This is a genomic window from Pseudonocardia sp. (assembly GCF_025965585.1).
Taxonomy (GTDB): Bacteria; Actinomycetota; Actinomycetes; order Mycobacteriales; family Pseudonocardiaceae; genus Pseudonocardia.
The window spans coordinates 1-22598 of the sequence record NZ_JAOPWR010000446.1 but is presented as its reverse complement, the minus strand read 5'-3'; the positions used below and the strand labels follow the sequence as shown (position 1 = coordinate 22598).

Below are 22598 nucleotides of genomic sequence, written 5' to 3'. Positions count from 1 at the left end.
GCAGGCATGAGCGCCTCCTGTGACGGGAGTGGCGATCGGCGGCGCGGCGGTGGCGCAGCCGCAGGACGGCTTCCGCGTGGGAGGCGGAAGGGGCGGCGGGCGGATCGCCCGGACCTGTCACAGGAAGAACATGTGAGGAAATGTAGGCGGTCTCGCCGCGGGCGCGCCAGGCAATTACCGTCGGCCCGTGAACTCCCCTGACGTCGTGGTGATCGGTGGCGGCATCGCCGGTGCGTCGGTGGCGCGTGAGCTGGCCGCGTCGCGCTCGGTGCTGTTGCTGGAGTCCGAGCCCGAGCTGGCCAGACACTCGACGGCGCGGTCGGCCGCCACCTACATCCCCGGCCACGGCACCGACGTGATGCGCGCGCTGATCGTGGCGAGCGGGCCCCGGTTCGCGGCCCTGGCCGAGGAGCTCGACGCACCACCGCTGCTGCTGCCCCGCGAGGTGCTGTGGGTGGCTGTCGACGACGCGGGCGAGCGGTCGCTGGCCGCGATGCTCGCCGAGCGCGCGGGGGAGCCGTTCGCGCCCGTGCAGATCAGCGCGGAGGAGGCCGAGCGCCGCTGCCGCGCGATCGCGCCGGGCGCGGTCCGGGCCGCGGCGTCCACGGAGAGCGCCGCCGACGTCGACACCGACGCGCTGCACCAGGCCTACGTCCGTGGCCTGCGCGCCCGCGGCGGCACGGTGCGCACCAGCGCGCCGACCACGTCCGTCACGCGGCGCGGTGACGGCTGGCGGGTCGAGGCGGGGGGCGAGACGGTCGACACCGCGCTCGTCGTCGACGCGGCGGGGGCGTGGGCCGACGTCGTCGCGGGGATGGCGGCGGTGCCGCGGATCGGGCTCGTCCCGCACCGGCGCACGATCGCGATGGCGCGGGTACCCGACCCGGCACGGCTGCGCGGGCCGGTCCGGTCGCCGATGGTGTGCGAGGCGTCCGACACCTTCTACTTCAAGGCCGAGGCCGACGACCTCCTGCTCTCCCCGGGCGACGAGACCCCCGTCGAGCCCGGCGACGCGCGTCCCGACGAGCTCGACGTCGCGCTCGGGCTGGAGCGCGTCGAGGCCGTGACGAAGCTGGGGCTGCGGTCGGTGCGCACGAGCTGGGCGGGGCTGCGCTCGTTCGTGCCCGACCGCCGTCCGGTGGTGGGGGAGTGGCCCGAGCATCCCGGGTTCGCCTTCGTCGCCGGTCAGGGCGGTTCGGGCATCGAGACGGCACCCGCGCTGTCGGCGCTGGCCGCGGCGGTTCTCACCGGGGAACCGGTGCCCGCGGACATCGCCGTCGACGCGGCGACGCTCGCCCCCACGCGCCTGTAAGCTCGCGCTTACATCCGCGACCCGCACGAAGGAGAACGGTGACCGCCACCCTGGATCTGTTCGACGGCAGCTTCTGGAACGACCCCTACCCGGCCTACGACGCCGCACGGGCCGACGAGCCGGTCCGCAGGGTCGACCTGCCCGACGGCCCGGTGTGGATGATGTTCCGCCACGCCGACGTGCGTGCCGCGCTCACCGACGCCCGGCTGAGCAAGGACTGGCGCTGGACGCTCCCACCCGAGCAGCGCGCCGAGGCCCCCGACCAGCCGCTGCCGATGATGCTGCTCATGGATCCGCCCGGGCACACCCGGCTGCGCAAGCTGGTCTCGCGGTCGTTCACGCTGCGCCGCATGGAGGAGCTGCGCCCGCGGGTGGAGGCGTTCGCGACGCAGCTGCTCGACGAGCTGCCCGCCACGGGCAAGGTCGACCTGATGGCCGACTATGCGTTCCTGCTGCCGGTCTACGTGATCTGCGAGCTGCTGGGCGTGCCGCCCGAGGACCGCGACGACTTCGCCGCGTGGTCGAACACCATGGTCGACGAGTCCACGCGTGACCAGGCGATGGAGGCGGCGGGCAAGCTCCACGGCTACCTGTCGCAGCTGATCGACGCCAAGCGCGAGAACCCCGACGACGCCCTCATCAGCGCCTTGATCCAGGAGGCCGACGGCGGCGACCGGCTCTCGCAGGCCGAGCTCGTCGCGATGGCGATGCTGCTGCTCATCGCCGGCCACGAGACCACCGTCAACCTCATCGGCAACGGCGTGCTGGCGCTGCTCACCCACCCCGAGCAGCTCGCTCTCGTACGGGAGCGCCCGGAGCTGATGGCGTCGGCGGTGGAGGAGTTCCTGCGCTGGGACTCCCCGATCCACAGCACGCCGGTGCGGTTCGCCGCCGAGGACGTCGAGTACTCGGGTGTCACGATCCCCGCCGGCGCGGTGGTCATCCTCTCCCTGGCGGCGGCCAACCGCGACGCGGGCCGGTTCGACGATCCGGAGGAGCTGAAGGTCGACCGCGACGCCTCGGGGCACGTGGCGTTCGGACACGGCCTGCACCACTGCCTCGGCGCCCAGCTGGCCCGCATCGAAGGGCAGGAGGCCATCGGGCTGCTGCTGGCCCGGCGCCCGGACATCGCCCTCGCGGTGGACCCGGTGGACCTCACCTACCGCCGCAGCACCCTGATCCGCGGCCTGAAGACGCTGCCGGTGACGTTCGGCTGACGCCCCCGGCCACGACCCCGGGTGCACGGCGTACGCCTCGACGGAGTCGACCCGCCGCCGGGCGCGACCTCAGCGTGGTCCACCCCGGCGTGGACCACGCCCGGGGTGCGCTCGCCGCGTGCGGGCGACCGCGTCGGCGCCGCTGGGCTCAGTGCAGCGCGGCGCCCGTCGCGGCGCGAACCTCGTCCTCCGTGACGCCCGGCGCGGTCTCCACCAGCACCAGGCCGTCGTCGGTCACGTCGATCGCGGCGAGGTCGGTGACGATCCGGTCGACGCACGCGGCGCCGGTGAGCGGGAGCGTGCACTCCTCGACGATCTTCGGCGAGCCGTCGCGCGCGGTGTGCTCCATCATCACGATCACGCGCTCGGCGCCGTGTACGAGATCCATCGCCCCGCCCATCCCCTTGATCATCTTGCCGGGGACGGCCCAGTTGGCGAGGTCGCCGCGCACGTCGACCTGCATGGCGCCGAGCACCGCGACGTCCACGTGCCCGCCGCGGATCATCCCGAAGCTCGCGGCGGAGTCGAAGTAGCTCGCGCCGGGCAGCGTCGTGACGGTCTCCTTGCCGGCGTTGATGAGGTCGGGATCGACCTCGTCCTCCGTCGGGTACGGGCCGACGCCGAGGATGCCGTTCTCGGAGTGCAGCACCACCCAGCGGTCGGCCGGGATGTGGCCGGGCACCAGCGTGGGCATGCCGATGCCGAGGTTGACGTAGGAGCCGTCGGGGAGCTCGGCGGCCACGCGGGCGGCCAGCTCGTCGCGGGTCAGACTCATGAGGAACGCACCGTCCTGATCTCCACGGGCTTCTCGACACCCGGCACGGGCACCACGCGCTGCACGTGGATGCCAGGTGTGTGCACGGCGTCGGGGTCGATCTCGCCGGGCTCGACGAGCTGCTCCACCTGCGCGATCGTGATGCGACCGGCGGCGGCGCAGTTGGGGTTGAAGTTCCGCGAGCTGCGGCGGTAGACGAGGTTGCCGTGCCGGTCGCCCTTCCAGGCGTGCACGAGCGCGAAGTCGGTGACGATGGCCCGCTCCATGACGTACGTGGTGCCGTCGAACTCGCGGGTCTCCTTCTTCGGTGACTCCACGGCCACGGAGCCGTCGGCGTGGTAGCGCCAGGGCAGCCCGCCGTCGGCCACCATCGTGCCGACGCCGGCGGGTGTGAAGAACGCCGGGATCCCCGCGCCACCTGCGCGCAGCCGCTCGGCGAGCGTGCCCTGCGGGGTGAGCTCCAGCTCCAGCTCGCCGGCCAGGTACTGGCGCGCGAACTCCTTGTTGTTGCCCACGTACGAGCCGATCGTGCGCCGGATCCGCCCCGCCGCGAGCAGGTTGCCCAGGCCGTAGCCGTCGATGCCGAGGTTGTTGCTCACCGTCTCGAGATCGGTGGCCCCCTGCTCGATCAACGCCGCGATCAGCACCGCGGGCACACCGGCCATCCCGAACCCGCCGACGGCGAGCGAGGACCCGTCCGCGATGTCGGCCACCGCTTCGGCCGCGGTCGCGACCACCTTGTCCATCACGCTCCGACCCTATGATCTCGTGCGCTCTCCGCACAATTGTTCGCAGAGCGAACACAGGTGTAGGGTCCGCCACCATGAGCGCGCTCTTCGACCCCCTGTTCGGTGCCGACCGCGTCGCGGCCCGGCTCGACGACGCGTCCTGGGTGGCGGCGCTCGTGGCCGTCGAGGTGACGCTCGCGCAGGCCGCGGCCGAGCACGGCGTGATCCCAGCGGTGCACGCCGAGGCGATCGCGATCGCGGCCACGAAGCTCGACGTCGACGTGGCCGCGCTTGGCCGGGCCGCCGTGGAGGGCGGCAACCCGGTGATCCCGCTGGTGCGGCTGCTGCGCGAGGCGGCCGGCGACGCCGGATCGTCGGTGCACCCGGGCGCCACCAGCCAGGACGTGATGGACACCGCGGCAGCGCTGCTCGTCGGATGGGCCGGGGAGGTGCTGCTCGACGACCTGCGCGGCGCCGCAGACGCCGCCGCCGGTCTCGCCGCCGCCCACCGCGACACCCCGATGATCGCCCGCACCCTGGGACAGCAGGCGCTGCCGACGACGTTCGGGCTGGTCGCGGCGGGCTGGTGCACCGGGCTCGACCGTGCCCGGACGGCACTCGCGCGGGTGCTGGCCGCGCTGCCCGTCCAGCTCGGGGGAGCGGCCGGCACCCTGGCCGCCCTGCACCCGCACGGGCCGGCCGTCGCGGCGTCGCTCGCCCGCGACCTGCGCCTGGCCGATGCCGCGCCGTGGCACACCGAGCGCACCCGGGTCGGGGAGCTGGCCTCGGCACTGGCCGTGGCCGCGGGGGCGTGCGCCAAGCCCGCCACCGACGTCGTGCTGCTGGCGGGCACCGAGCTGGGGGAGGTGTCGGAGGCCGCGCCCGGCGACTCGTCGTCGATGCCGCACAAGCGCAACCCCATCGCCGCCGTCACGGCACGGGCCGCCGCCCGCCGCGCCCCCGGACTGGCCGCCGTGCTGCTCGCCGCCGCCGATCACGAGCACCAGCGCGCGGCCGGCGCATGGCACGCCGAGTGGCAGACCCTCGACGACCTGCTGCGCGCCGCCGGCGGCGCCGCCTCCCGCCTGCGGACGTCGCTCGAGGGTCTCGCCGCCCACCCCGACCGGATGGCGGCGAACCTGGCGATGAGCAGCGCGGACAGCGACGCGGGCCACGCCGGTGACCTGGTCGACCGGCTCCTGGCAGAGCGCCCGTGACGACCCGGGGACGGCGGTGGGCCCCGTGAGCGAGCACGTGCGGTCGCTCGCGCGGGGGCTGGCCGTCATCCGCGCCTTCGACGCCGACGCGCCCGCCCTGACGCTCAGCGATGTGGCCCGCCGCACCGACCTCACGCGCGCCGCTGCCCGCCGGTTCCTGATCACGCTCGTCGAGCTGGGCTACGTCCGCACCGACGGGCGGCTGTTCTCCCTCACCCCGCGGGTCCTGGAGCTGGGCTTCGCCTACCTGTCGAGCCTGTCGCTGCCCGAGATCGCCGCGCCCCACCTGGAGGCGCTGGTGGAGCGAGTGCACGAGTCTGCGTCGGTGTCGGTGCTCGACGGCCCCGACGTCGTCTACGTCGCCCGCGTCCCGACGTCGCGGATCATGACCCTCGCCATCACGATCGGCACCCGCTTCCCCGCGTACGCGACATCCATGGGGCGGGTACTGCTGGCCGCGCAGTCGCCGCGGGAGCCGATCGTCCTGCGCCCCCTGACCGACCGCACCGTGACCGACCCCGCCGTGCTCGACCGTGAGCTGGACGCCGTCGCGGCGGCCGGCTTCTGCGTCGTCGACGAGGAGTTGGAGCTGGGTGTGCGCTCGATCGCCGTCCCGGTGCGCGACGCGGCCGGCACGGTGGTGGCCGCGGCGAACGTGGGTACCCGGGCGGGCTCGGCCGACCTCGTGCGCGACGTGCTCCTGGAACTGCGGGCGTGCGCCGCCGCGATCGAGCTCGATCTGAGGCGGACACTGTCCCCATGACGCCGCTGGAGACGATCACGCGCTACTACGACGGCTGCTCGAGCGGCGACGTCGACCTCATGGTCAGCACGCTCGACGCCGACGTCGTCCACTGGTTCCTCGCCCCCAACCCCGGCTCCGCGCCGGTCCGCGGCGGCGAGCACCTGGCCCGCTACTGGCGCAAGGTCGCGGGCATGATCGAGGCGCGCTGGGTGGTCGACCACTGCCTGGCGGCGGAGGCCGAGGCGGTGATCGAGTGGACGATGTTCTGGCGCCCGCAGGGCACCGAGGACCGGGTGGCCACGCGCGGCGCCGAGTGGTTCACGTTCTCGCCCGAGGGGCTGATCACCGAGATCCGTTCGTACTACCGGCAGCACCCGGCCACCACGGAGCTCGACGGCTTCCCCTACGCCGAGCGCGGCTACTCCGCGCCCGGCGCCGAGGAGCACCGCGCCGTCCGAGAAGGGGCTACTTCAGCATGAAGCCCGCGTCCACCCGCACCTCCGTGCCGGTGACGTAGCGGGCGTCGTCGCTGACGAGGAACGCGATCATCTTCGACACGTCCTCGGGCTGCACGACGTCCACGGGCATGAGGTTGCCGCGCATCGGGCCGGTGAGCCGCTCGTGGGTGCCCATCCACTCGACGAACCACGGGTTGTTGGACATGTCGGTGTTCACGCCTGTCGGGTGCACGACGTTGACCCGGATCATCTCCGGCGCCAGCTCCCACGCGAGCGTGCGCATGAGCGCGATGAGCCCGTGCTTGGCCACGTTGTAGTGGGTGCAGCCGGCCACCGAGCGCAGCCCACCGGTGGAGCCGGTGAGCGTGATCGCCCCGCCGCGCTTCCCGGCGATCATGTGCGGGATGAACGCCCGGCACACCTTCCACCCGCCGGTGACGTTGACGTCGAGCATGTCCTGCCACTGCTCGTCGGTCAGCTCCCAGGTGCTGTCCGCCGCGCCCATGACGCCCGCGTTGGAGATCAGCGCGTCCACGCGGCCGAACTCGGCCATCGTCTGCTCGGCGGCGGCGTTCACCGCGGCGGTGTCGCGGATGTCGGCCTCGATGGCCAGGCAGCGCCGGTCGTGCTTCTCCACCAGCGCCACGGTCTCGGCCATGTCGTCGGCGGTGCTCATCGCGTAGTCGATGGTGGCGATGTCGCCGGGCGCGTCGAGGATGACGACGTCGGCGCCCTCGCTCGCGAGTGTGACGGCGTGCGAGCGGCCCTGCCCGCGCCCGCCGCCGGTGATCACGGCAACCCTGCCGTCCATGCGTCCCATGTCGGTCCTCTCCTACTTGAGCATGAAGCCGGCGTCGATCGGCACCGTAGTGCCGGTGATCCACCTGCCCGCGTCGGAGCAGAGGAACGCGACGACGTCGGACACGTCGCGCTCGGGCAGCGCGTCCACCGGCATGAGGTTGAAGCGCATGGCGTTGCCCAGCTCCTCGTGCTCGGTGAGCCACTGCGGGAAGTAGTCGTTGTTCGACATCGGTGACGCGACGCCCGTCGGGTGGATCGTGTTGACCCGGATCGACTCCGGCGCCAGCTCGCGGGCGAGTGTGCGCATCAGGCCGACGATGCCGTGCTTGGCCGCGGTGTAGTGCGTGCAGCCCGCGACGGCGCGCAGCCCCGCGATCGACGACGTGATGAGGATCGTGCCCCCGTTGCCGCCCGCGCGGATGTGCGGGACGACGGCGCGGCAGGACTTGAACACGCCCGTCAGGTTGATGTCGATCATGTCGTCCCAGGCCTCGTCGGTGAGCTCCCAGGTGTTGTCCGACAGGCTCAGGATCCCCGCGTTGGCCAGGTGGATGTCGATGCGGCCGAACTCGCTCATCGCGGTGTCGGCGAGGCGGTTCATGTCGGCGCTGCTGCGCACGTCGGCCTCGACCGCGATGCAGCGGCGGTCGAGCTTCTCCACCGCGGCGACGGTCTCCGCCATGTCGCCCGGCTGCCCCGTCGGGAACGGGACCGAGGCCACCTGCTGCGTGATGTCGCCGATGACGATGTCGGCGCCCTCCTCGGCGAGGCGGATCGCGTGCGACCGCCCCTGCCCGCGGCCGCCGCCGGTGATGACCGCGACCTTGCCGTCCAGCTGTCCCATGTCAGTCCTTCCCGTACCGCGCCTGTGCGCGGCGGTTGTGCTCGGCGACGGCCTCGGTGAGGTCGGTGTAGGGCTCGTCCCACGGGTCCTTCAGGCCCCAGCCGCGGCCGCCGGTGTTCTCGACGTAGCCGCACCAGTGCCAGCCCGCGAACCACGGCTCGTCGAGCACGGCGTCCAGGGCGGCGCCGTAGTCGACGCCGCGGGCGGTGTGGTCGGGCAGTCCCTCCCGGTGCGGGTTGAGCTGGGTCGACGTCCAGTTGCCTGCGTCGGCGACGATCACCGGCTTGCCCCCGCACTGCTCGCGCCAGCGCGCGAGGTCCTCGCGCAGCTGCGTGCGCGAGGCGTCCGTGGGCTCGGTGAAGTACTGCACCGACAGCACGTCGACGAACGGCGCCATCGCCCGCAGCACCGGCTCGGGGATGCCCTTGTTGCCGTTGAACCGGTCGCCGAGGATCAGGTGGTCGGGATCGTAGCGGCGGATGGCCGTCACGATCGTCTCGTAGTAGCGGCTCGCCACGTCGTAGAGCCGCTTCTCCCGCCCGGCCGGGTCGAGGCCCTTCAGCTCGGCGAAGTCGGCGCCGGAGGCGTGCGGCAGCCAGGCCGGGATGTCGACGAGGAAGTAGCCGAGCAGGTCGGGCGAGTCGGCGTGCTCGGCGGCGATGCTGCGCGCGAGGTAGTCGCACCAGTCGGTGAAGTCGTCGTCCAGGGTGCGGAACGCCGGGTAGCCGTTCCAGTCCTCGATCTCCATGACCGGCACCTGGGCGACGTAGGGGATGCCCGCTCCGCGCAGCTCCGCCGCCGACCACGGGGTCGAGTGCTTGAGGTCGATCGGGTCGCCGAACCAGTCCAGTGCCTCGCCCCAGCCGCCCGCGACGTACTCCTGCGTCCAGCCCAGGGTGTTGAAGGACCACTTCCGCAGGTCGGCGACCGCTCCCTCGGCGATCCAGCGCTCGCGCGAGCCGTAGCGCTCCCGCCAGATGTCGAGGTTGCGGGGGAACTTGAGGTTGGTCTCGTCCACGTGGTTCAGGGCGAGGGACAGGAACGGGTTCCCCTCCGGGTCGACGAGCCGCCCGTCGCGGATCGCGAACGGCATCAGAGCTCACCACCGAAGAACCGCAGGTAGTGCCCGGCCGGCTCGTCGGGGGACTCCTCGGCGAGCTGGTGGCCCCACGGCAGGATCACCGAGCGCACGTCCTGGGCGACCTCGCGCATCTGCCGCTCGTTGTCCGCGCCGATGAAGTGCTCGCTGCCCACGGCCGGCACCGGCATCCGGAGCGGGGTCCTGGCCGACTCGATGTTCTGGTCGCCGTCAGTCGGCGTCGCCCGGTGGATCTGGTCGACGATGCGCATGGGTTCTCCTCTCACAGCAGGTCGTAGACGCGGCGGTTGAACTCTGCGACCGGATCGACGTATTCGGTGTACGGCTGGTCCCACGGGTCCTTCATGCCCCACCCGCGCGAGAGGTTCTCGACGTAGCCGCACCAGTGCCAGCCCAGGAGCCACGGCTCGCGCACCAGGTCGGTGAACGTGTCGATGTAGTGCCGGGCCCGGGTGGCCTGGTCCGGGACACCGTCCATCGTGCGCTGGGGGTTGAGCTCGGTGGCGGTCCAGTTGCCGATGTCGGGGATGAGGATCGGCTTGCCGACGCGCTCGTGGAGGCCGCGGGCGTGTGTGATCATCTTCTCCCGCGAGGCCTGGTCGTTGCCCGGGTAGTACTGCACCGACAGCACGTCGATGTAGGGCTTCGCGGCCTCGAGCACCACCTCGGGCAGCTCGTTGTCGCCGTTGTAGCGGTCGCCCAGGATCAGGTGGTGGGGATCGTAGGTGCGGATGTGGCGGTGGATCGTCTCGTAGTACTTCGAGGCGATCTCGAAGAGCTTCGCGTCGCGCTTGTCGCCATCGAGGCCCTCCAGGCCGGGCCAGTCCGCCCCGGCGGGGTGACGGAACCACAGAGGGGCGTCGACGAACGAGTAGCCGATGAGGTTCTTGCTCGACGCGGCGTCGACGCAGATGCTGCGGGCCAGGTAGGCACAGTGGTCGTCGAAGTCGGCGTCGAAGACGTCCGGGTAGTACGGGCGGCCGTTCCAGTTCTCGTTCTCCGCCAGCCGCATCTGGATGATGTAGGGCATCCCGCCGGCCTCGAGGTCGGCCACCGTCCACTGCGACCCGTGCTCGACGACGACGATCTGCGACCAGTCGAACTTCTCGCGCCAGCCGCCGCCGATGTACTGCTGGGTCCAGCCGATCGAGTTGAAGCCCCAGTTGCGCAGGTCGGTGACGACGCCCTCGGAGATCCAGCGCTCCCGCGAGCCCCCGTAGCGCTTCTGCCAGATGTCGAGGTTGTGCGGGTACTTGAGGTCGGAGTCGTCGATGTGGTTCAGGCCGACGGACAGGAAGCCGTTCCCCAGCGGGTCCACGAGCCACCACCGGTCGCCGTCGCGGTCGAGCCGGAACGCATCCGTGGCGTCGAAGGTCCAGCGGGTCGAGCCGCCGTAGCTGTCGATCTCGGACAAGGTCTTTCCTCTCAGCGCGGCAGGCACGAACGCACGTACGCGTCGGCCTTGGCCAGTTCGTCGGTGATGTGGTGCAGGGGCCAGCCGCCGGTGCCGTGGCACTTGAGGCTGGCGGGGCCGGAGTAGCCGGTGCGGGCGAGCGTCCCGAGCGGGACGGCGTGGTCGAGGGTGCCGCCGACGCGGGGCAGCTGCTGCTCGCCGGGCCCGAAGTTCAGGCCGTCGACGCCGTGCCGGTAGGCCCGGTCGATGTCCCAGATGTAGTAGTAGAAGAGCTTGTCGCGCTCGGCGAGCCAGGTGATGGCCTCGCTGATGCCGTCCTGCACGACCCACAGGTGCGGCGGGGCGAGGCAGATCCCGAGGTTCGGGTGGTCGATGTCGCGCACCAGGCGCTTGATCTGCGCGAGCGTGTCGACACCCTCGTCCCAGCGCTGCTCCTCGCCGTGGCCGGACTCGAAGTCGGCGCTGAACGGCACGGTCAGGTGGTTCTCCACCGCGATGCGCACGCCGTTGCGAGCGGCGGCCTCCACCAGCGGCGGGAGGAACTTCGCGACGAAGTCCGGGTAGTTCGCCTCGCAGTCGAAGATCACGGTGTCGATGCCGAGGTCGCGGGCGAACTCGATGCGCTCGAGCATCTCGTCCTGGGTCTTGCCGTACATCGTCAGGCCGCAGGGGCGGACGCCGTAGCGGTTGAGCACCGCCCGGATCGCGGACGGGTCGTCGCCCGGGCTGACGTGGTGGGCCAGCGGCGCGGCCGAGGACCACAGGTTCACCTCGGTGAACCCGAGCCCGGCGAGCTCGTGGATCGCGACCTCGAGCGGGTAGTCGTGGTACGGCAGGATCTCTGCGGTGTAGCGCACTTCTCTCCTTACTTGACGGCGCCGAAGGTCAGGCCGGCGACGATGCGCCGGCGCATGACGAGCGTGAGGACGAGGATCGGGGCGGTGATCACCGTCGCCGCGGCGGTGAGGTTGCCCCATTCGGTGCCGTACATCCCGGTGAACTCCTGGATCCCGACGGGCCCGGTCTTGGCGCCCGCGCGCGTCAGCGACAGCGCGAACAGGAACTCGTTCCAGGACAGGATCGCCGAGAGGATGGCGACGGTGGCCACGGCCGGCACGAGCAGCGGCCACACGATGCGCCGCAGGATCGTCGCGGTCGAGGCGCCGTCGACCTGGGCGGCCTCGGTGATCTCCACAGGGATCTGCAGGATCGAGCTGCGCAGGATCCATACCGCGATCGGCAGGTTGAACGCCGCGTACGGGACGATCAGCACGATGTAGGTGTCGATCAGCCCCAGGTAGCCGGCCATGATGAACACCGGGATGACCGCGACGATCGGCGGGAACAGGTACGTCGAGAGGATCCACGACGACAGCGCCGCGCGAGCCCGGAAGTGCCGCATCGCCAGCGCGTACGCCGCGGGTACCGCGATCAGGATCGTCAGCACCGTGGAGCCGGCCGTCACCACCACGCTGTTGAGCAGCAGCCGGTCGTACCCGACGGACGTGCCCGCCGCGCCGGTGAGCACGTCGCGATAGTGCTGCAGCGTCGGCGCGAACAGCCACTCGGGCGGCAGCCGCTTCGCGATCTCCTCGGGCTTGAACGAGGTGACCACCATGAACACCACCGGCGCGAGGCCGATCAGCAGCCACACCCACAGCAGCGTCCGCCCGGCCAGCCGGGGAGCGGACTTGGACAGGACCGCCATCAGTGCTCCTCGGGCTGGGCGTTGCGCCCGATGACCCGCAGCATCGCGGGCACGAGCAGGGACAGGACGATGAGCAGCAGCACCGCGGCGGCCGACGCGGCCCCGATCCGGAAGCTCTGCAGCGCGATGCGCTGGATGCCCAGGTTGATGATCTCGGTGCTGGCTCCGGGGCCGCCGCCGGTGAGGATCTTGAACGAGTCGAACGTCTTGAACGCCTGGATGGTGCGCAGCACCACCGCGATCGCGACGAACGGCAGGAGCTGCGGCAGCACCACGTAGCGGAAGGTCTGCCACGGCGATGCGCCGTCCAGCGCGGCGGCCTCGATCGGCTCGACCGGCACGGCCTGGCGCCCGGCGATGAGGATCAGCGCCACGAACGGTGTCCACGACCAGACGTCCAGCGCGATCAGCGCGACCCACGCCGTCACCGGCTGGGCGAGCCACTCGGTGGACAGGCCCAGATAGTGGTCGACCCAGCCGTAGTTGGGGTTGAGCAGCTCCCGGAAGACCAGCGCGGACACCGCCGGGGTGATCGCGAACGGCACGAGCAGCAACACCGTGCCGATCGTGTTGCCCCGCGCCCGGGTGGCCAGCGGCATGGCGAGCACCAGCGCCAGCACGAGCTCGATCGCGACGGCGACCACCACGAACATCACGGTGAGCAGCAGGCTCGTCAGCGTGGCGGGGTCGGTGAGCACGAACTCGTAGTTGCGCAGGCCCACCCAGTCGGAGCTGCCGCCGAGCAGGTTCTCGTCGCGGAAGCTGGCGCGCAGCAGGTAGATCGCCGGCGCGACCGTCATGATCAGCAGGACGACCAGCGCCGGGGCCATGAGCAGCCACGGGGTGGGCTTGCCGCGCCGGGTGCCGGCCGGCCGGCCCGGGGCGCTCGCGCGCCGTGGCCGGTCGAGCGCGGTGCTGGTCATGATCACTCCGGGAGCGTGTAGCCGGCCGCGCGCAGCAGGCGGTTGACGTCGTCGCCTGCCCTGTCCAGGGCCTGGCGTGGGGTGGCCTCGCCGCTCGCCGCGGTGTTGACGGCCACGGCGATGGCCCGGCTGACCTCGGTGTAGTTCGTCAGGCGCGGCCGTCCGACGCCCTCGGCGAGCGACTCACCCAGCGCGTCGTAGAAGTCGTTGCCCTTCAGCGAGGCGTACACCGAGGTGCGGCTGGGGTGCAGCCCGTCGGCGGTCATGGCCTTCTGCTGGTCGGCGGCGGTCAGCCACGTGACGGCGCGGTAGGCCCAGGCCTTGTTCTGCCCGTACTTGTTGAGGGCGAGCATCCAGGTGCCGAAGTGCGGGCCGCGCGCCTTGCCGGTGGGCACCGGCGCGTAGCCGATGGAGCCGCCGACGGCCGGGTCGAGCGTGAGCGAGTGGTAGTTGAACGTCATCGCGGCCAGGCCGCTGTCGAACGAGGACGCGGCCTCGTCCCACGACGCGGCGGTGGTGCCGGGAGGCACGACCTTCTGCTCGGTGATCAACTTGTGGTAGTACGTGAGCGCCTGCTCGCCCGCGGGCCCGGTGAAGGCCAGCGACAGGTCCGGGTTGATCATCTGCCCGTTGCCGCCGAAGCCGGCGAGCAGGGACTTGAAGTCGTCGGTGGCCCAGTCGCCGACACCGGCCATCATCGTGGTGCCGTAGAGCTTCTGCTGCGGACGCGTGAAGAACTGCGCCACCTGGTCGTACTCGTCCCACGTGCGCGGCACCGTCAGCGGCCGGCCGAAGCGCTGCTGGAACGCGGCCTTCTCCGCCGGGTCGTCGAACAGGTCCTGGCGGTAGCCCATGACCATCGCGTTGGCCTGCAGCGGCATGCCGTAGATGTCGAAGCCCTGGCTCGTCACCGCGGCGACGTCCGACGCGGTCGCGGGGTTCGGATACGGGCGGATCTCGTCGTCGGCGTCGTAGACGGCGGTGTCGGCGAGGACCTTGGGGATCATGTCGCCGAGCGCGGCGGGCGCGACGTCGTTGACGGCCGGGTTCCTCAGGTACGGGCTGAGCGGCTCCAGCGCGCGGACCAGGGCCGGCGCCCAGGGCGTGTCGACGATGATGATGTCGTAGTACGAGCTGCGCGTCGCGATCTCGGCGTACACGCGCTGCTGCAGGGCGTCGTAGGGCTGGGTGTCGATCTGCAGGTCGATGCCGAACCTCTGCTTGAACGCCGGCACGAGCTTCTGCACGGCCGCCGCGTCGGCCTCCGCGGTGGCGTAGAGCATCCGCAGCTGCGCCGGCTTCGGACTGGCCGGGTCGGTGCCCCCGCCGTTCCCGCCGCCCGCGCATCCGGCGAGGACCAGCACGCCCGCGGCGAGCACCGCGAGCGCTCGGGCGATCCGGTGGCGGACCATCAAGCCACGATCAGGGGACGGAGGGTGCGGTGGGCCACCTCGAGACCGGTGCGGATCTTGTCCTCGGTGCCGCCCCAGACGGGATCCTCGTGCTCGACGGACAGCACGCCGTCGAAGCCGCCCTCGTAGAGCGTGTCGATCACGCCGGCCCAGTCGACCTGCCCGCGGCCGGGAACGCGATAGCGCCACCACCCGACGTCGAACGGATCCTGGCGGACCACCGTCTTGCCCGGCCAGCCGTAGTGGTTCCGCTTCTCCGGGAAGAGCTGGATGTCCTTGGCCTGGGCGTGCGGGATCTTGTCGACGTAGGGCTTGAGCGCCTCGACGGGATCGATGCCCATCCACATCAGGTGCGACGGGTCGTAGTTCAGGTAGAGCCCGAGCGAGAACATCCACTCCCACAGCTCGGGGGAGTAGGCGAGGTTGCCGGGGTAGCCGTCGGGGTGCCAGCCCTCCATCACGCAGTTCTCGATGATGAGCTTGACGCCCTTCTCCCCGGCGCGGTCCACCAGCCGCGGGAAGAGCTGTTCGGCCTCACGCAGGTTCTCGGCGACCGACTTCCCCGGGTGCCGGCCGATGAACGTGCCGACGGTGGGGCAGCCGACGAGCGCGGCGGCGTCGATGCAGGCGAGGACGTGGTCGTTGATCGCCTCGCGAGTGCCCGCGTCGGGGTGGAGGTTGTTGTCGTAGAAGGCGAGCGAGCTGAGTGTCAGGTCGTGCTTCTCGAACAGCGCGCGCGTCTCGTCGGCCTCCTTCTCCCCGAACCCTTCGACGTTCAGGTGGGTGGCGGTGAAGGGGCGGTCGCCGAGGTCGGGCCAGGCGGCCACCTCGAGCGCCTCGTAGCGCCGCGACGCCGCCCAGGCGGCGATGTCGGCCAGCGACCGATCCGGCAGGCAGGCGGTCAGGAAACCGAGCTTCATGCGGGGACCTCCGTCCACGTCTGTGTGGTCGAGCTGGTGATCACGGCGTCGGTCAGGGCGGCCGCCCGGACGCCGTCGGCGAAGGTGGGCAGGCCGTCGGGGGCCTCGCCGCCGATCGCCGCATAGGTGTCGGCGACGAACGCGTTGAAGCAGTCCTGGTAGCCCTGCGGGTGGCCGGGCGGGAGGAGCGAGTAGCGGGACGCGGCGGCCGAGGTGGCGGGCGAGCCGCGGTGCACCGTCAGGTTCCCGTCCGTCCCACCGACCACGAGATCCTCGGGGCGCTCCTGGTCGAAGCCGTACGCGCCTCGCTCGCCGTCGAGGGCGAAGCGAAGGCTGTTGCGACGCCCGACGGCGGTCTGGCTGACGACCACCGATCCGGCCGCACCGCCGTCGGTCTCGAACTGGACGGTGGTGCTCGTGCCGCCGCCGACCGTCCGGGCGTGCAGGCGGGTGATGCGGTGCCCGCTGACGAACTCGACGAGGTCGCACCAGTGCACGCCGATGTCGGCGAACGCCCCGTGTTCTCCGCCCTCGGCGGCTTCGCCCCGCCAGCCCGCGCCCGCGCCCCCCGCCTGCCAGTCCTGCAGGTAGGCGCCGTGCAGCAGGTGCAACGGCCCAGCGTCCCCGCCCGCGACGCGGGCCCGGGCCTCGCGCACCGCCGGGTAGAAGCGGTAGACGAACGGCACGGTCGCCGTCGCGTTCCCGACCTCCGCGGCGAGCGACCGGGCGTCGGCCAGCGTCGTCGCCAGCGGCTTCTCGCACACCACGGCCTTGCCGGCGGCCAGCGCGCGGCGGGCCAGCGGCACGTGCAGCGAGTTGGGGGTGCAGATGTGCACGACGTCGACGTCGTCGCTGTCGATGAGGGCCTCGGCGCTGTCGGCCGGTGCGGCGGCTCCGAGCCGGTGCGCGGCCTCTGCGGACCGTGTGGGGGAGGAGCCGGCGACGCGGCTCACCACTCCCCGGGCGGCGCGCACCGCGTTGGCGTGCACCGCCCCGATGAAGCCTGCGCCGATGATGCCGGCGCGCAGATAGTCGGCCATGTCCAGAGCTACTTCCGTCGGGCCAGGGCGACGGCCAGGATGATGATGGCGCCCCGGACGATCTGCTGCTGGCTGACATCCAGGCCGGCCAGGATCAGCCCGTTGTTGATCAGGCCGATGAGTAGGGCGCCGAACAGCGTCCCGACCACGGTGCCGCGGCCGCCGAACAGGCTGGTGCCGCCGAGGATGACCGCGGCGATGACCGACAGTTCGTCGCCCGAGCCCCACTGGAACCGGCCCGACTCGAGCCGTCCGGCGTAGAGCATCCCGGCGATGCTCGCGGCGAGCGAGGAGCCGAGCAGCACGTAGAACTTGATCTTCGCCGTGTTGATGCCGCTGAAGTCGGCGGCCGTGCGGTTACCGCCGGTGGCGAGCACGCGGCGCCCGAAGGCGGTCTTGCCCAGCACCACGGCGCCGACCGCGACGAACACCGCCGTCCACAGCAGCAGCACCGGGATCGGCCCGATGTTGCCACCGCCGAAGACGAAGTTGAACGTGTCGTTCAGGATCGGCTGCGGGGCCGACGCGGTGATCCACTGCGCGACGCCGACCGCGATCCCGAGCATGCCGAGGGTGACCAGGAACGACGGGATGTTGAGCAAGGTGACCAGTCCGCCGTTGATCGCGCCGACGACCAGGCCGACCGCGAGGCCGGCGAGCACGCCGATCACGAGGCCGAACTGCGAGATCGCCATGGCGCAGACCACCGAGGAGAGCCCGGCGACCGAGCCGACCGACAGGTCGATCTCGGCCGCGGCGATCACGAAGGTGACCGCCACCGCCATGACGGTGATCGTCGCGGTCTGCCGGAAGATGTTGAGCAGGTTGTTGCCGGAGAGGAACCCGCTGTCGCCCAGCAGGATCGCGAACAACAGGAAGACGACGACGAACCCGACGTAGATGACGTAGCGCGGCCAGTCGACGGCGCGCAGCAGCGCGCCGATCCCGGCGGCCGGGGCAGCCCCCGTCGTGCCGTTCGCTGCGGAGTCGTGTGGACTCACACTCTTCTGTTCTGTCATGGTGCGACCCCCTGGACCGCGAGCTGGAGTGTTTCCTCGTCCGGAATGTCCGCGCGGTCGAGTTCGCGGTCGACGCTGCCGTGGCGGAGCACGAGGATCCGGTCGCTGACGGCGAGCAGCTCGGTCATCTCCGAGGAGATGACCAGCACACCCTTTCCCTCGTCGGCGAGTGCCCGGATCATGTCGATGATCTCTGTCTTGGTGCCGATGTCGACCCCGGCCGTCGGCTCGTCCATGATCAGGACGTCCGGGTCCGTGCCGAGCCATTTGGCGATGACGACCTTCTGCTGGTTGCCGCCGGAGAGCAGCCGGACCGGCCGGGTGTCGGAGGCGAGCTTGATCCGCAGCTTGTCGATCAGGCCGCCCGCGATCGCGGCGCCGGCCCGGTCGTCGAGCAACGGTCCGCGCCGCATGCCGGCGAGCTGCGGGAGCAGCAGGTTGTCGCGCACGCTGTGGTCCAGGACGAGGCCCTGGGCGCGACGGTCCTCCGGGATCAGCGCGATCTTCGTTGCTATCGCCGAGCGGGGACCGCGGAACTGCACGGGCTTGCCGCGGACCAGCAGCTCGCCGCCATCGACCCGGTCGACGCCGAACAGGCACCGGGTCAGCTCGGTGCGCCCGCTGCCCATCAGGCCGGCCAGCCCGACGATCTCGCCGGGGTACAGCTGGAACGACACGTCCCGCACCCGCGATCCGGCGCGCAGGTTGCGAGCCTCCAGCAGCGGCGCCCCGGAGCGGTCCGCACGGCGTTCGTGCCACTGCATCGCGCCCTCGAGCCTGCGCCCGACGATGTGCTCGATGATCTGCTCGGAGGTCAGCTCCGACAGCGGGGCGGTGACCACCCGCATGCCGTCGCGCAGCACGGTGATCCGGTCGGAGATCCGGTGGATCTCATCCATCCGGTGCGAGATGTAGATGATCGACAGGCCGCGGGCGCGGAGCCGGCCGACCAGACCGAACAGCGCGTCGGTCTCGTGCTTCGCCAGCGCCGCGGTGGGCTCGTCCATGATCAGGACGGTGGCCTCCTGGGCCAGCGCCTTGGCGATCTCGGTGAGCTGCCAGTAGGCGGTGCCCAGCGACGCGAGTTCCGCGCGCGGGTCGAGATCCACCTCCATCTCGGCGAAGATCTCCCGCGTCCGGGCCACCGCGGCCCGGTCGTCGAGGAGCCCGCCGCGGCCGTGCGGTTCGCGGCCGAGGAAGACGTTCTGGGCCACGGTCAGCGTCGGGACCAGGCTGAACTCCTGGAACACCATGCCGATGCCGGCAGCGCGGGCGTCGTGGATCGACGCCAGCGAGACCGGGCGCCCGTCGATGCGGATCTCGCCGGCGTCGAGCGAGTGGACGCCCTGCAGGATCTTCATCAGGGTCGACTTGCCGGCGCCGTTGCCGCCGGCCAGCGCGTGTACCTCGCCGCGGCGCAGCTCGAAGTCGACGCCGGTGAGCACCGCCACCCCGTTGAAGGACTTCTCGATGCCGCGCATCTCGACGGCGGGTTCGACGCTCATGACCGTCCTTTCCTGTGCGGGGAGGGCGCCGCGGAGACCGCGGCGCCCTCGGCGGGTCCTACTTGACGAACGACTGCTGCAGGTCGGCCGGGACCGGCTGGTGGTAGACCTGCGTCCAGGCCTGCAGAACGTTGTCGTGAGTGACCGGCAGCGCCTGCAGCGCGACGTAGGCCGGGGCCTGCTTGCCCAGCAGCGCGTACGCGGCCAGCTTGGCCTCGGTGACGCCCTGGTCGAACGGGCGCTGCGCACCCAGCCCCTTGACCAGCTCGTTCTTGGCCAGCGCGATGGCCACGTTCTTCCCGAGGTCCTCGGTGGCGATGACGAGGTCCTGGCGCCCGGCGGACCTGGCCGCGGCCATCACACCCTCGGCGGGCACGTCCCAGACGGCCCAGATGCCGTTGAGGTCGGGGTTCTTGGTGAGCAGGGCGTTGGCCGCGGCCTGGGCGTCACCGGCGAAGTCCGGCCCGGCGATGCCCTTCGCGTCGACGATCTGGATGCCCGGGTAGTCGGACTTGAGGGTGGAGGTGAAGCCGTCGTACCGCTGCTTGGTGACGAAGAAGTCGGCCTGGTGGAAGATCACACCGATCTTGCCCTTGCCCCCGAGGGACTTGGCCATCAGGTGCGCCGAGGCGACGCCGTTGGCGTAGTTGTCGGCGGAGACGACGCTGGTGTAGTCCTTGCCCGCCACCAGGCCCTGCGGCACGTTGTCCATGAACACGAGCTTGGTGCCCGCGTCGGCGACCTTCTTGTACTCGGCGGCGGTGGCCACCGGGTCGGTCGGGATCGAGACGATGACGTTCGGCTTGCGGCTCATCACGGTCTCCAGGTCGGAGACCTGCTTGTCGGGCTTGAAGTTCGCGTCGGTCACGGCCTGCACGGTGATGCCCAGCTGGGCGAACTCGCTCTTGAGGCCTTCGACCTGGGCCTGCGACCAGTCGTTGCCGCCGTAGTGCAGCACGATCGCGGCGGTGGCGTTCTTGGCCTTGACCTGCGCCAGCTCCGCGGGGGTGAGGGTGATCGAGTCCGCGTTGGCCGCGGTCTCGCCGTGCGGGCCCTTGCTCAACACGGAGCTGCTCAGCGTGGCGAGCGCGGCGTCGGCCTTGGCCGAGGTCGCGGGGTCCGCGCTGGAGGACGTGCCGGTGCCTGTGCTGCACGCCGCGAGCGCGAAGGTGAGACAGGCTGCGGCAGCGATCGTGCGTACCGGTGACTTCATCGGGGGGTCTCCTGGGGGTGACGGGGGTGAGAGGTCGGTGTCGCCGAGGCGAGCAGCCGGTCGAGATGGGCCTTGCTGAGGCGGGCTGCCTGCGCGGGGTCTCCGTCATAGGAGTCCAGCTCGACGACCAACCAACCGTCGTAGCCGGTCTCGACCACCGCGGCGAGCACGTCGGCGAGGTCGATCTCGCCTTCACCGAGCGGTAGGAAGGAGAACGGCTCGCGGCGCAGGTCCTTGAGGTGCACGTGCCGGACCCGGTCGGGGTAGCGGCGGATCAGGGCGGCGGGGTCTCCGCCGCCCGCGGCGAGATGGGCGGTGTCCGGACAGAAGCCGATCCGGGACCGGGACATGATCTTCTCGAGCTCGTCGGGGCTCTCGACGATCGTGGTGAGGTGCGGGTGATAGCAGGCCGACAGGCCGTGCTCCTCGGCGATGGCCGTGACGGTGTCCAGCGCCTCACCCAGGCGGTCGTAGTCGCTCTCGGGGGTGCCCGCGGCTCGCCGTGCGCCCCCGCCGACCACGAGCTGCGTGGCGCCGAACTGCGCGGCCAGCGCGGCCGCGCGGCGCACCCGGTGCAGCTCGTCGGGCAGGATCTCGGAGTAGACGAAGTTCGCCCCGGTGTACACCCCGACCAGCGACAACCCCGTCTCGGCCAGGAGCGCGTGCAGCTCGTCGGGCGAGCCGGCGAACTCGGCGACATTGCCGTCGAACATCTCGACGCCCTCGTAGCCCGCGGCCGCGATCTCCCTCAGGGCCCGGCGCATGTCGCCGGGGACCCGGTACATGAGGTCCTTGACGCTCGTGACTCCCGTGGCATCGCCGGTGACGCCACCCCAGGTGATCGAGTGGTAGCCAAGCCTCATGTGGTCCTCCTTTGGGCCGCTGCGCGCAAGTTAATGTTTGAGTCGAGCAGAAGTCAATAGATTATGCTCGTACTTGTGAGCGTGACCAACCCTGAGATCGCCCCGGACCAGCTCGACGGCCTCGTGACCGTGCTGGACCTCGTGCGTTCCGGCGAGGCCCGGACCAGGCCGGAGCTTGCGCGCCGAAGCGGACTGGGTCGCACGGTCGTGACGCAGCGCCTCGGTCATCTGCTGGCCAGCGGCCTGATCGAGGAGGGGGCACTCGGCCCGTCGACCGGCGGTCGCGCGCCGCGCGAACTGCGGTTCCGGGCAGGCGCGGGTGTCGTGCTGGTCGCCGAGCTGGGGGCCAGGGGCATGACCGTCGGGCTCACCGACCTCGCAGGCGAGCTGCTCGACCACCGCGCGCTCGACTGGGACATCGCCACCGGGCCCGACGCCACACTCACCCGCGTGGAAGCCCTGTTCGACGAGCTGCTCGTCGCCCGCCCGGCGGCGTCGGTGTGGGGCGTGGGTATCGGACTGCCCGGTCCGGTCGAGTTCGTGTCCGGCCGGCCCGTCGCCCCGCCGATCATGCCGGGCTGGGACGGCCATCCCGTCCGGCGCCGGCTCGGAGCCCGCTACTCCGCACCCGTGTGGGTCGACAACGACGTGAACATGATGGCGCTGGGCGAGGTCCGCAGCGGGGTCGCTCGCGACGTCCAGGACATCATCTTCGTGAAGATCGGCACCGGCATCGGGGCCGGCCTCGTATCCCAGGGCCGGCTGCACCGGGGGGCCCAGGGTTGTGCAGGCGACATCGGCCACATCTCCCTCGGCGGCGCGGTGGCCGGAGCGGCAGAGACGGTCTGCCGGTGCGGCAACACCGGCTGCTTGGAGGCCCTGGCCGGCGGCGGGGCACTGGCCCGGGACGCGACGACGGCCGCCCGCGACATGCGCAGCGGTGCGCTGGCCGACCGCCTTGCCGAGGCCGGGACCTTGACCGGCCCCGACGTGGTCCGGGCCGCCGAGTTCGGCGACCCGCTGGCCGTCGAGCTGCTGCAACGGTCCGGCGCGCTGGTCGGCGAGACACTCGCTGCGCTGGTCAACTTCTTCAACCCGGCGATGATCCTGCTCGGTGGGAGTGTGGGGGCGTCCGGTGACCTGCTGCTGGCCGCGGTTCGCCAGGCGATCTACCGTCGCTCGCTGCCGCTGGCCACTCGACACCTGCAGATCGTCCGCTCGTCGCCCTGCGGGCAATCCGGGCTGCGAGGCGCCGCGTTCATGGTCGTCGACGAGCTGTTCTCCCGCGAACGCCTGGGACACTGGATAGCTGAAGGAACCCCCATCGGCAGCCCCGACGCCATCCGGCTCATCTCCTGACGGTCATCTCCTGACGGACTGCCCTC

The 22598-nt window shown here is 71.5% G+C and carries 23 protein-coding genes; 6 read left to right on the top strand and 17 right to left on the bottom strand.

What is annotated here, in order from left to right; translation table 11 throughout:
• Window positions 1-187 precede the first annotated feature (187 nt).
• Both JWR81_RS27490 and JWR81_RS27485 read left to right on the top strand, forming a co-directional pair.
• Complete coding sequence (locus tag JWR81_RS27490) at window positions 188-1312, top strand: FAD-binding oxidoreductase (RefSeq protein WP_297659173.1); 1125 nt, start codon at window positions 188-190, stop codon at window positions 1310-1312.
• Window positions 1313-1350: 38 nt separating this feature from the next.
• Window positions 1351-2529 (top strand): cytochrome P450, encoded by a 1179-nt coding sequence (locus tag JWR81_RS27485; protein ID WP_297659171.1) that lies wholly within the window; start codon window positions 1351-1353, stop codon window positions 2527-2529.
• 148 nt (window positions 2530-2677) lie between these two features.
• Here the strand turns inward: JWR81_RS27485 and JWR81_RS27480 are convergent, their stop codons facing one another.
• Complete coding sequence (locus JWR81_RS27480; RefSeq protein ID WP_297659169.1) at window positions 2678-3304, bottom strand: CoA transferase subunit B; 627 nt, start codon at window positions 3302-3304, stop codon at window positions 2678-2680.
• Window positions 3301-4050, bottom strand: coding sequence for a CoA transferase subunit A (locus JWR81_RS27475; protein WP_297659177.1), 750 nt, complete (start codon window positions 4048-4050; stop codon window positions 3301-3303). The genes JWR81_RS27480 and JWR81_RS27475 overlap by 4 nt, the downstream gene beginning before the upstream one ends.
• A gap of 77 nt (window positions 4051-4127) precedes the next feature.
• Here JWR81_RS27475 and JWR81_RS27470 point away from each other — a divergent pair, with 77 nt between their 5' ends.
• From JWR81_RS27470 to JWR81_RS27460, 3 genes are read left to right on the top strand one after another with little or no spacing between them, the layout of a single operon-like run.
• Window positions 4128-5249, top strand: a complete 1122-nt coding sequence (locus tag JWR81_RS27470) for a lyase family protein (RefSeq protein WP_297659167.1) — start codon at window positions 4128-4130, stop codon at window positions 5247-5249.
• Window positions 5250-5265: 16 nt separating this feature from the next.
• Window positions 5266-6012, top strand: coding sequence for an IclR family transcriptional regulator C-terminal domain-containing protein (locus tag JWR81_RS27465; protein WP_297659165.1), 747 nt, complete (start codon window positions 5266-5268; stop codon window positions 6010-6012).
• The gene (locus tag JWR81_RS27460; RefSeq protein ID WP_297659163.1) at window positions 6009-6473 is read left to right on the top strand and encodes a nuclear transport factor 2 family protein; all 465 of its coding nucleotides are present in this window, start codon (window positions 6009-6011) and stop codon (window positions 6471-6473) included. Before JWR81_RS27465 ends, JWR81_RS27460 begins: the two co-directional genes overlap by 4 nt.
• On the opposite strand, the gene JWR81_RS27455 is transcribed toward JWR81_RS27460, so the two are convergent.
• The 15 genes from JWR81_RS27455 to JWR81_RS27385 are packed head-to-tail and all read right to left on the bottom strand — an operon-like array spanning window position 6460 to window position 21213.
• Window positions 6460-7272 (bottom strand): mycofactocin-coupled SDR family oxidoreductase, encoded by an 813-nt coding sequence (locus tag JWR81_RS27455; RefSeq protein WP_297659161.1) that lies wholly within the window; start codon window positions 7270-7272, stop codon window positions 6460-6462. The two genes, JWR81_RS27460 and JWR81_RS27455, sit on opposite strands and share 14 nt — an antisense overlap.
• A gap of 12 nt (window positions 7273-7284) precedes the next feature.
• Window positions 7285-8097 (bottom strand): mycofactocin-coupled SDR family oxidoreductase, encoded by an 813-nt coding sequence (locus tag JWR81_RS27450; protein ID WP_297659159.1) that lies wholly within the window; start codon window positions 8095-8097, stop codon window positions 7285-7287.
• A 1-nt stretch (window position 8098) separates the two neighbouring features.
• The gene (locus JWR81_RS27445; protein ID WP_297659157.1) at window positions 8099-9190 is read right to left on the bottom strand and encodes an agarase; all 1092 of its coding nucleotides are present in this window, start codon (window positions 9188-9190) and stop codon (window positions 8099-8101) included.
• On the bottom strand, window positions 9190-9447 hold the full coding sequence (locus JWR81_RS27440; RefSeq protein WP_297659155.1) for a hypothetical protein: 258 nt from the start codon (window positions 9445-9447) through the stop codon (window positions 9190-9192). The genes JWR81_RS27445 and JWR81_RS27440 overlap by 1 nt, the downstream gene beginning before the upstream one ends.
• Window positions 9448-9458: 11 nt before the next feature.
• The gene (locus JWR81_RS27435; RefSeq protein ID WP_297659152.1) at window positions 9459-10610 is read right to left on the bottom strand and encodes an agarase; all 1152 of its coding nucleotides are present in this window, start codon (window positions 10608-10610) and stop codon (window positions 9459-9461) included.
• A gap of 11 nt (window positions 10611-10621) precedes the next feature.
• On the bottom strand, window positions 10622-11467 hold the full coding sequence (locus JWR81_RS27430) for a sugar phosphate isomerase/epimerase (protein WP_297659150.1): 846 nt from the start codon (window positions 11465-11467) through the stop codon (window positions 10622-10624).
• 8 nt (window positions 11468-11475) lie between these two features.
• Window positions 11476-12318: a carbohydrate ABC transporter permease gene (locus JWR81_RS27425; RefSeq protein WP_297659148.1), complete on the bottom strand. Its 843-nt coding sequence runs from the start codon at window positions 12316-12318 to the stop codon at window positions 11476-11478.
• Window positions 12318-13241: a carbohydrate ABC transporter permease gene (locus JWR81_RS27420; RefSeq protein ID WP_297659146.1), complete on the bottom strand. Its 924-nt coding sequence runs from the start codon at window positions 13239-13241 to the stop codon at window positions 12318-12320. Before JWR81_RS27420 ends, JWR81_RS27425 begins: the two co-directional genes overlap by 1 nt.
• Before the next feature lie 2 nt (window positions 13242-13243).
• Window positions 13244-14653, bottom strand: a complete 1410-nt coding sequence (locus JWR81_RS27415; protein ID WP_297659144.1) for an extracellular solute-binding protein — start codon at window positions 14651-14653, stop codon at window positions 13244-13246.
• Entirely contained in the window at window positions 14653-15573 is a 921-nt protein-coding gene (locus JWR81_RS27410; protein ID WP_297659142.1) for a sugar phosphate isomerase/epimerase, read from the bottom strand. The genes JWR81_RS27415 and JWR81_RS27410 overlap by 1 nt, the downstream gene beginning before the upstream one ends.
• Window positions 15570-16613, bottom strand: a complete 1044-nt coding sequence (locus JWR81_RS27405) for a Gfo/Idh/MocA family oxidoreductase (RefSeq protein WP_297659140.1) — start codon at window positions 16611-16613, stop codon at window positions 15570-15572. Before JWR81_RS27405 ends, JWR81_RS27410 begins: the two co-directional genes overlap by 4 nt.
• Window positions 16614-16621: 8 nt before the next feature.
• The gene (locus JWR81_RS27400) at window positions 16622-17632 is read right to left on the bottom strand and encodes an ABC transporter permease (RefSeq protein ID WP_297659138.1); all 1011 of its coding nucleotides are present in this window, start codon (window positions 17630-17632) and stop codon (window positions 16622-16624) included.
• A complete protein-coding gene (locus JWR81_RS27395; RefSeq protein WP_297659136.1) occupies window positions 17629-19137 on the bottom strand; it encodes a sugar ABC transporter ATP-binding protein in 1509 nt (502 codons plus the stop codon). Before JWR81_RS27395 ends, JWR81_RS27400 begins: the two co-directional genes overlap by 4 nt.
• 58 nt (window positions 19138-19195) lie before the next feature.
• Window positions 19196-20350, bottom strand: coding sequence for a substrate-binding domain-containing protein (locus JWR81_RS27390; protein ID WP_297659134.1), 1155 nt, complete (start codon window positions 20348-20350; stop codon window positions 19196-19198).
• Window positions 20347-21213, bottom strand: coding sequence for a sugar phosphate isomerase/epimerase (locus tag JWR81_RS27385; RefSeq protein WP_297659132.1), 867 nt, complete (start codon window positions 21211-21213; stop codon window positions 20347-20349). The genes JWR81_RS27390 and JWR81_RS27385 overlap by 4 nt, the downstream gene beginning before the upstream one ends.
• Window positions 21214-21294: 81 nt before the next feature.
• On the opposite strand from JWR81_RS27385, the gene JWR81_RS27380 reads away from it, so the two are divergent.
• Complete coding sequence (locus JWR81_RS27380; protein WP_297659130.1) at window positions 21295-22572, top strand: ROK family protein; 1278 nt, start codon at window positions 21295-21297, stop codon at window positions 22570-22572.
• Window positions 22573-22598: the final 26 nt, after the last annotated feature.